The 9199-nt window shown below is 71.3% G+C and carries 7 protein-coding genes and 1 pseudogene; 4 read left to right on the top strand and 4 right to left on the bottom strand.

Going from position 1 to position 9199, the window contains the following annotated elements:
- The coding region (locus LEP48_RS18015; protein WP_479691271.1) for an ATP-grasp domain-containing protein at window positions 1–494 on the bottom strand (494 nt) is incomplete at its 3' end.
- Between the two features lie 173 nt (window positions 495–667).
- Here LEP48_RS18015 and LEP48_RS18020 point away from each other — a divergent pair.
- The 4 genes from LEP48_RS18020 to LEP48_RS18035 all read left to right on the top strand — a co-directional run bounded on the left by LEP48_RS18020 (window position 668) and on the right by LEP48_RS18035 (window position 4192).
- On the top strand, window positions 668–1549 hold the full coding sequence (locus tag LEP48_RS18020; protein WP_225566586.1) for a manganese catalase: 882 nt from the start codon (window positions 668–670) through the stop codon (window positions 1547–1549).
- Window positions 1550–1903: 354 nt separating this feature from the next.
- On the top strand, window positions 1904–2110 hold the full coding sequence (locus LEP48_RS18025) for a hypothetical protein (RefSeq protein WP_225566587.1): 207 nt from the start codon (window positions 1904–1906) through the stop codon (window positions 2108–2110).
- 85 nt (window positions 2111–2195) lie between these two features.
- Entirely contained in the window at window positions 2196–2879 is a 684-nt protein-coding gene (locus tag LEP48_RS18030; protein WP_225566588.1) for a DUF6766 family protein, read from the top strand.
- Window positions 2876–4192, top strand: a complete 1317-nt coding sequence (locus LEP48_RS18035) for an APC family permease (protein WP_225566589.1) — start codon at window positions 2876–2878, stop codon at window positions 4190–4192. The genes LEP48_RS18030 and LEP48_RS18035 overlap by 4 nt, the downstream gene beginning before the upstream one ends.
- Window positions 4193–4223: 31 nt before the next feature.
- On the opposite strand, the pseudogene LEP48_RS18040 reads toward LEP48_RS18035, so the two are convergent.
- The 3 genes and pseudogenes from LEP48_RS18040 to LEP48_RS18050 all read right to left on the bottom strand — a co-directional run.
- A pseudogene (locus tag LEP48_RS18040) lies at window positions 4224–5717 on the bottom strand (TULIP family P47-like protein); the annotation flags it as partial.
- Entirely contained in the window at window positions 5618–7363 is a 1746-nt protein-coding gene (locus tag LEP48_RS18045) for a TULIP family P47-like protein (RefSeq protein ID WP_225566590.1), read from the bottom strand. The gene LEP48_RS18045 and the pseudogene LEP48_RS18040, both read right to left, overlap by 100 nt.
- Window positions 7364–7445: 82 nt before the next feature.
- Window positions 7446–8810: a TULIP family P47-like protein gene (locus LEP48_RS18050; RefSeq protein WP_225566591.1), complete on the bottom strand. Its 1365-nt coding sequence runs from the start codon at window positions 8808–8810 to the stop codon at window positions 7446–7448.
- Between the last annotated feature and the right edge of the window lie 389 nt (window positions 8811–9199).

Genomic DNA, 9199 nt, shown 5'->3' on the forward strand with positions numbered 1-9199 from the left:
TCGTCGTGGATCTCGAAGCCGAGGTTCGACGAGTGCGCCTTGACCGGCTTGACCCAGAACGGGTAGGTCAGGTCCACCTGCTCGAGGGCGTCGTCGGCGAACGGGTCGAACGCGGCGAACCCGGGCACCACCTCGGGCACGGACTGCTGCTGCTCCAGCCTGCTCCAGTACTTGTGCTCGCACTTGAGCATGCTCGTCACCGACGGTGCGGGGATGTCGTGCTCGTGGGCGAGGATCGGCGCCAGGAGCGAGCTCGGGAAGTCCCAGTGGCACACGATGGCGTCGACCGGCCCGGAGAACGCGGCCAGCTCGGTGCGCGCCTGGTCGAGCAGCTCGTCGAAGTCGTAGTCCGTGTCCCTCACGAGCGTGTCGTAGTCGAGCAACGAGTGGAAGGAGTAGCGCGCGGCGTGCCGCATGCTCTCCAGCTCCTTGCGCTGCAGGTCGGTCATGCCCAGCACGAAGACGTTGCGGGTCCGGCCATCAGGTTCGCTCATCCGCCGACGCAATCACGCCTGGTACCTCCCCGCAACGACGCCTGCCGCCGCGGGGCCAGGCGGGCTGCTCCGGGTGCGGGCGACCGGGCGGCGGGTGACCGTGGTGAGGTTCGCGTCGAGCCGAGGCGCGGCACCCGACCAGGTCGAGGGCACGCCCTCGGACGGGAGCACCCATGTTCTTTCACCGCCAGGAGCTGCAGCACCAGGCCAAGCCCGACAAGCCCGACGCCGTCTACGCCCGCAAGCTGCAGGAGGTCCTCGGCGGGCAGTACGGCGAGATCACGGTGGCCATGCAGTACGGGTTCCAGTCGTGGAACGCGCACCTGCCCGGCAAGTATCGCGACCTGCTCTACGGCATCGGCGCCGAGGAGTTCGGGCACGTCGAGATGCTGGCCACGATGATCGCCCAGCTGCTCGAGAAGGCGCCCGTCGGGGCGGTCGAGGGCGCCGTGCAGGACGACCCCACGGTCGCCGCGATCATCGGGGGCACCGACCCGCAGCACGCGATCGTCGCGGGCGCCGGCGCCCGCCCGGTCGACTCCAACGGCAACCCGTGGACGGCGGGCTACGTCACGGCGAGCGGTAACCTGCTGGCCGACTTCACGTCCAACGCCAACGCCGAGATGCAGGGCCGGCTCCAGGTGGCCCGGCTCTACCACATGACCGACGACGCGGGGGTGCGGGACCTGCTCGCCTTCCTGCTCGCCCGGGACACGATGCACCAGAACCAGTGGATCGCCGCCGCGCAGGAGCTGCGCGACGAGGGCGTCGAGGAGCTGCCGGTGCCGAGCACGTTCCCGCTCGGCAAGGAGGACCGTTCGGCGTCCTACCAGTACATCAACTTCTCCGACGGCGAGCAGGCCTCCGAGGGTCGCTGGGCCAGCGGCCCCGCCCCCGACGGCAAGGGCGAGTTCGAGTACGTGGCCGAGCCGGTCCGCGGCGTCCCGATGCCGCCTCCGACCCAGCCGGACGAGCGGCTGCACGGCACCACTCCCAAGCCGTCGGGGCTCGAGAAGGCCGCCGGCGCCGTCAAGGACGCGCTGCACAAGGACTGAGGTCGGGAGGCGCGCGCCGGCCCCCGGGCCGCTCCTCCCGGTTGCGACCTCCGGCGAAGTGGTCACGATGAGGCCAGAGCAAATCTCATCCGTGACATTCACCGGAGGCGCTGGTGGCCCAGAAAAACGTGGTGGTGCGCCGTCCGATCGGCACGACGGCGGCGCTCGCGGCGGGGGCCGCCGCCGTGCTCGCGGGCTGTGCCGGGCCGGACGTCACGCAGGCCCAGGACGTCGTCACGGTGTTCACCGAGGCCGTGACGGCGGGGGGACGGGGACGCGGCCTGCCGCCTCCTGCTGCCCGACGCCGCGGCGACGCTCGAGCAGGAGGCGGGGAAGCCGTGCCCGCAGGCCGTCATGGACCCCGCGGGACCGTTCGGCGACCTCGTCGGCACCGACGGCCCCGCCCAGGTGGAGGAAGCCCACGTCGCAGGCCGCCAGGCGCAGGTCGCCACCGGCGACGACACGTACTTCCTCGCGCTGTCCGGCGACGGGTGGGTCATCACCGCGGCGGCGTGCGAGCCACGCCCCCAGCGGCCCTACGACTGTGAGGTGGAGGCATGAGGGAGGCCCGAGCACTGTTCTGGACGACGATCCTGCTCATCGTCGTCGGACTGGTCCTGGCGTTCCTGATCGCGGGGGCGCACCGATGAGGGGGCTGCCGCGCCCGCTGCGGGGAAGCTCGCTGAGCATCTTCTTCGGCCTGTTCTTCCTGCTGTCGCTCGCGGGCCAGGCCGTCAGCGGCGTCGCGGTGTTCAACGCGGACCAGGTGGCGGCGGGGCTCGAGCCCGTGACCGCGGGCCGGTACGTCACGTCGTCGGCGTTCTGGGTGGACGTCACCGAGAACTGGCAGTCGGAGTTCCTCCAGTTCCTGCTGTTCATCACCGCGACCGTGTGGCTGGTCCAGCGCGGGTCGCCCGAGTCGAAGAAGGTCGGCGGGGCAGGGCGCGAGTCCGACGAGGAGCAGAAGGTCGGCGAGCACGCCGAGCCGGGCTCGCCGTCGTGGGCGAAGGTCCGGGGCTGGCGGCTCTCGGTCTACTCGCGGTCCCTCTCGCTCGTGATGGGCGCGATCTTCGTCGCGTCGTGGGTGGCGCAGTCCGCCGGGGGAGCCGTGGCGTTCAGCGAGGAGCAGATGCGTGACCTGCAGGACCCGGCCCCGTGGGCCCAGTACCTGACCATGCCCGACTTCTGGAGCCGCACCCTGCAGAACTGGCAGTCCGAGATGCTCGCCGTGCTGAGCATGGTCGTGCTGTCGATCTACCTGCGCGAACGCGGGTCGCCCGAGTCCAAGCCCGTGGGCATGGCGCACGACACGACGGCGGTCGGCGGATGACGGCGGCGAGCCCCGGCCTGCGCCGGGCGGTCACCGGCCCGCTGCTGTACCTGTTCATCCTGGGCGACGTGCTCGGCGCGGGCGTGTACGCGCTCATCGGGGAGATGGCCGGCGACGCCGGCGGCCTCGTCTGGCTGTCGTTCGTCGTCGCGCTCGCCATGGCCCTGCTGACGGCGTTCTCCTACGCCGAGCTCGTGACCAAGTACCCGCAGGCGGGCGGCTCGGCCGTGTACGCGGAGCGGGCGTTCCGCAGCCCGCTCCTCGCGTTCCTCGTCGGGTTCTGCATGCTGGCGGCCGGCACGGTGAGCGCCGCCGGGCTGTCGCTGGCGTTCACCGGCGAGTATTTGACAGCGTTCCTGGACGTACCGCAGGTGCCCGCCGCGATCGTGTTCCTGCTGGTCGTGGCGCTCGTCAACGCGTGGGGCATCAAGGAGTCGCTGCGGGCGAACGTCGTGATGACGGCGATCGAGTCCGCGGGCCTGGTGCTGGTCATCGTGCTGGGCGCCTGGGTGATCGGCCGCGGCGACGCCGACCTGGCCGGGGCGTTCACGCCGCCGGCGGACACGTCCGTGGGCCTCGCCGTCCTGGGCAGCGCGCTGGTGGCGTTCTACTCCTTCGTCGGCTTCGAGACGTCGGCCAACCTGGCCGAGGAGGTCCGCGACGTCTCCCGCGTCTACCCCCGCGCCCTGTTCGCCGCGCTCGCGACCGCCGGCGCGGTGTACGTGCTGCTGGGCTTCGTCGCGCCGGCGGTCGTGCCCCCGGACGAGCTGGCCCAGTCCACGGGCCCCCTGCTCGAGGTGGTCCGGGTCGCGGGCGCCGTGCCCCCCGAGCTGTTCGCCGTCATCGCGCTCGTGGCCGTGGCCAACGGCGCGCTGCTGACGATGATCATGACCAGCAGGCTCACCTACGGCATGGCGCGGCAGGGCCTGCTTCCCTCGCCGCTCGCGCGGGTGCTGCCCGGCCGCCGGACGCCCGGCGTCGCCATCGCCGTCACCACCGCCCTGGCCATCGTGCTCGCCGCCACGGGGGAGCTCGTCGACCTGGCGTCGACCGTCGTCCTGCTGCTGCTCTTCGTGTTCCTCTCGACGAACACGGCCGTGCTCGTGCTGCGCCGCGACCACGTGGAGCACGAGCACTTCCGGTCACCGACGGTGATCCCCGTGCTGGCGATCGCCTCGTGCCTGCTGCTGCTCACCCAGCAGGAGGCGCAGCACTGGGCGCTCGCGGGGGTGCTGCTCGCCGCCGGGGTCGTCGTCTACCTGCTGACCCGGTGGGCCAGGTCGGCCCGACGACGGTCGAGGGAAGGTTCCTGACTCGCGTCTTGTCGAGCGTGCCCCCGAGCTGGAGCGACTCGTTCAGCCCGGCGCTGCTGAGACGGAACGCGACGTCGGGCCACACGATGGGGGCGGACGTGTTGGCCACGAGTGCGTCGATGGACGGCGAGGCGTCCGTGTTGGCCACGGCGATGATCTCGGGGGCGGCGGCGGCGAGGCCGCCGAGTGCCCCGATGACGACGGCCGCGACGACGAAGGCCGCACCGTCGGTGAGGATCCCGGCCACGATCAGGCCGATGGTGGTGGCCGCGATGATCATCCACTTGAGGATCTCGATGCCGGGCTCCTGCTCGGTGCTGTGCTCGACCGAGGCGGGCTGGGACTCGACGTACTCGAGGGTCTGGGAGCCGTCGTCGCGGGTCACGAGCGTGACGTGGTACCAGTGCGTGGCGTCGGTGATGGCCGTGATGCCGGGGCTGACCGCTGTCCTCGTCTGCGAGGTGATCTGGACGGTCTGGCCGCGCACGAGGATGTCGAGCCGGGTGAGCTCGGGACGGTACGAGCTCCCGTCATGGCTCACCGGCGGCAAGGACACCGCGACGCCGGGGCGGAGGTTGACCGAGGACGCGTCGCTCGCGACGCTCACGGCGTCGGCGTCCAGACCCGGGTAGCAGTGACAGAGAGCGGGGACCATCAGGTCCGTCAGGTAGCGCTCTGCCGAGATGAGGAAGCCACCGCCCGTACCCTGCGGGATGGCGTTCGGCGACACCTGGGGCGTCAGCCGGTCGCCGGGACGGCCGCCCGTGGTGCACAGCACGGCAAAGACGCTCGTGTCCGCCGACGCGCCGTCGAGGTAGGCGTAGTCGAGGTAGGACGGCGTGACGAACGCCCACTGTGCGTCGCCGTCGATCTCGTCGTCGATGTTCACGACCGCGAACACGTGGGTGAACTGGTCGAGGTTCGTGTTCGCCCACGCGGAGAGCCCCGCGCTGATGACGGCCCTCTGCACGATCCCGAGAGGGTGCGGTGCGCCGACGTCGACGACCACCACGACGGGGTCGTCGACGGGATCGTGGGTCGTGGTGCGCGGCACGAGCTTGCGCAGGGTCCCTCGTGCCGGCGGGACCGCCTCGGTGTGCGGCAGGTCGGCCAGCGTGATCTCGATCGTCGCGACGACGTCCTCGACCGTCGTGGTCCCGAGCGTGACCACGGGCATCGGCACGCTCATGCGCAGGTTGCGCCCGTCCCCGCCGCTGGTCACCTGCCACGGTCCGAACGTGGCGCGCACCGCGGCGGAGCCGCCGTCGGCCGGGACGTGCTCGAAGCCGGGCGGGCTCGACCCTGCGGCGACGATCGCGGCGTTGACGTGCGGCACGGGGATCGCGGACACCGTGTCCCACCCGTAGGTGAAGGCAGGTTCGCCGTCCGCGACCCCGGCCGGCCCGGAGGGGGCGACGACCGCGTTCACCACGTCAGGTCGCCCCCGAGCTGGAACGCCGACGCCAGCGAGGCGGTCTTCAAGCTGTAGCCCGACTGACCGGGCCAGTTGTGCGCCTGGATGCACCGCTCGGCGAAGGTGGTGAACGAGGGCAGCTTGTCGAAGTCGTCGCCCGCGGCGAGCACGACGAAGTCGGGGATCGCGGCGAGGGTGCCGCCGATGCCGGCGCCGATCATGGCGCCCACCAGCTTGGGGGCGACGCGCGCGAGGAAGCCGGACATGCTCGCCCCCGTGGCGCCGGCTGCCTCCGCACCGGCCGTCGCCGCCCCGTCGGCGGCCAGGGTCGTCGCCTGCGCCGACACCTCGCCCGAACCGTCGGCGATCGTCATGCTGGCGCCCTCCGCGGCGATGGCGGCGCCGTCCGCCGCGGCCTGCCCGGCTCCCTTGATCAGCGCGCCCACGGCCTCGCCCGCCATGCCGCCCAGGACTGCACCCGCGATGCCGATACCGATGCCCGTGAGGATCTGGGTGATCTGGACCTCTCTGCTCTTGGTGACGCTCACCGTGCAGTCGCGGTCCAGGTTCTCGAGCGTGAAGACCTTCACGGCGTTGCCCTGGGCGTCCTTGCCGTCCGCGAGCCCCGCGGTGAAGTGCTGGGTGTAGTTGATGTGCACGTCGATGCCGGGGCTGAAGCTGTATGCCAGGTCCACGAACTGGACCTCGACGAACGAGTAGTCGACCGAGAGCTTGAAGTCCGTGGCGGGGATTTTCAGTGCGCGGGTGTGACCGCCGTCGTCGACGAAGCTGCCGAGCGTCATGGCCGCGGAGTTGGTGACCGTCATCCCGTCGTTCGTGATGGAGAAGCTGGCCGCCACCCAGTCGTCGAAGGCCTTCTGGCGTTCCGGGGACCCCTGCTCCTTCGACGTCACCGACGAGGGCTGCTCGAACTGCAGGGCCGCCCCCGTCAGCAGCATCTTGTCGGTGAAGATCGGGCCGGAGATGTTGAAGCCGCTGTTCGAGCCGTCCGGGATGGCGTTGGGGCTGACCTGGTGCGTCTCCGGGGCCGGGCGTCCGCCCGTCATCGTCAGCACTCCGAACACCGAGGTGTCCATGGTCCCGCCGTCCGTCACCGCGTAGGACACCGCGGTGGGCGTGATGAAGGCCCACGTCTCGTCGGTGTCGATGTTCTGGCTGAGGTCGAGGTCGTGGAACACGTGGTTGAAGGCCGCCAGGTTCGCCCCCAGCCAGAGGTTCGCGAGCTCCTTGACGATCCCCTCGACGATGGGGCTCAGGTCGACGCCGGTGACGGCCCGCACGCTGGTCGCGGTTCCGCCAGGGTCCACCGTGAGCTGGTGGTTCGCCTCGGCCGCGGGGTTGGGCACGTACTGCAGGTTGATCTCGACCTCGAACGTCGCGCCTGCCAGACCGACCGGCCCGCCGGCCGGCTGCTGCAGGGAGCCGTCGATCACGGGCAGGTTCATCCAGACGTTCCTGCCGTCGCCGCCGAGGGCGAGCTGCCACGGGCCGAGGGTCGCCGTGAGGCCGTAGCCGTCGGAGCTTGCCGAGACCTTCTTGGCGTCGTCCTGGACGTTCGACCAGCCCTGGGTGATGGCCGCGTTCGCGTCACCGAAGCGGATGGCGAACGAGGTGTCCCAGTCGTAGGTGTCGACCTCCTTGCCCCCGCCGGCGCCCAGGGCGGACGCGGTGGCTCGCTCGTGCGCGGGCACGCCGCGGGTGGTCCGGTCGGAGGAGGTCTGCGCGGTGGTGGTCATGGGTCTTCCCTTTCGGGTGCATCGACGGGACGTCAACGGACGTCAGCAGACGTCAGCGGAAACCAGAGGGATCGAGCGGAGATCAGCGCGAGTTGGTGGACACCGTGCCGGCGAGCCAGAGCGCGCCGCTCAGCCCCCCCGCGGTGGGATCGGTCCGTGGGCCTGCCCAGTCGCAGACCGCCAGGGCCGTGGAGGCGATAGAGGCATCGAGGGAGGTGCTGACCGCGTCGGCGACGGAAGCGGTGACGGTGTCCGTGACCGCCGAGATGACGCCGTCGATGATGGCGATGCCGATGCCGCCGGAGAGGGCGCCGAAGACCCAGTCGTACCAAGGGATGTGCTTGGACGAGTCGATCCGGCCCGACGGACTGCCGGTGGACAGGGCCCCGGTGTCCGGTGAATAGCTCATGGCCGCCGTCTTGGTCCCGCTGAACGTGATGTAGGCGTCCGCGAGGCCGGTGATGTCGCACCGCCCTTGCACGGCGGTGACGACGTCTGACCCGTCGATCGACAACGCGTACGAGTCGATGTGCGGGTAGTAGGTGTCCGCGCCCCAGCTCGTCGTCCTGGTCCTGACGGGCCCGACGTTGACGATCGTCGCCGTGGTGTCCGACGTGGGCGTGACGGCGAACGTCCCGCCGCCGAACGCTTTCGGCAGCGCTGGGAGCAGACCGTGGGTCAGGAGCTGCAGGCCGCTGACGACCGCGAACCTGTCGGCGCCCGCGACGAGCACGGACGCGTCGAACGCGGACGTCGCAGGCAGGGTGCGACCGGTGACCACCGTCAGGACGCAGAGCACCGCGGGCCCCTGGGAGGACTCCTGGTAGAAGTAGTCCCAAGCCGTCGGGTTCATCCAGGCGTCGGCGCCGTCCGGCACCGGGACGAGCGTGGCGAAGACGTGCCCGACGTCGGCCCGATGGGCGATCAGGACATCGGGGAACACCTCCGCCAGCACGGCCGACCCGAGCTCCGACAGCTTGTTGCCGGGGTCGGAGACGCTGACCGTCGTCACGGCCCCGGGGGTGCTGTCACCGACCCCGGCCCCGCGGGTCGACAGGTTCAGCGCCAGGGCCCGCGCCGTGCCGCCTCCCGAGCCGGCTGCCGTCTGCTCCGGGCCGTGCGGGAACCACCCGAGCTGGACCTCGACGACGACGGAGACACCCCCCAGGTCGAAGGATGCGTGATCGATCCCTTGGCTCGGAGCCTCCACCTCGAGGGTGCCGGAGGCGAGCGGCACCGCGAACCGGAGCAGCTTGTTGCTGCCGCCCCGGACGATCTGCCACGGCCGGCACGCACTCGACAGGGCGATCTTCGCCTGGTCGGCCGTGTCCGAGCCGTCGTAGTGGAGCCGCAACGGCGGCTGCTTGCCGAACCATGTGTCGAGCGCCCGGTTAGCGGTGTCGACGGTGGACGCGTAGGCGGCGTCGAACCCGTAGGTGTCGACCATGGTCTCCCCCGGAGCTGTCAGCGGTGGTGGGCGCTTCGAGTCTTCGTCCGGCTCTGCGGGTCAGCAACCGTTGGCAGGGTCGACGCCCGGCGTACGCCCACGGCGGTGACGGTCAGGACGGAGCTCATGGGCGCTGACGCCTGGCGACGAAGATGCCGAGGGAAACCGAGCGTCACCTGGTGACTTGGCCCTGCGGGCGAGCCCGCGGCAGGAGCGGAGAACGGCCTGGGGCACGGCTGTACCCACCGTCAGAACTTCACCCGCACGGGAGCGGGCCCTCGACGTCGTGTCGGGCCGAAGCGCGGACGCCCCGCCGACGCCGGGGGGGGGGGGGGAGGGGGCGTCGGGGGCGGGCGCCCGCGGGGTCTGCCTGTGGGGCTCAGGCCCCG

It is taken from the genome of Isoptericola luteus (genome assembly GCF_020297055.1).
GTDB lineage: Bacteria > Actinomycetota > Actinomycetes > Actinomycetales > Cellulomonadaceae > Isoptericola > Isoptericola luteus.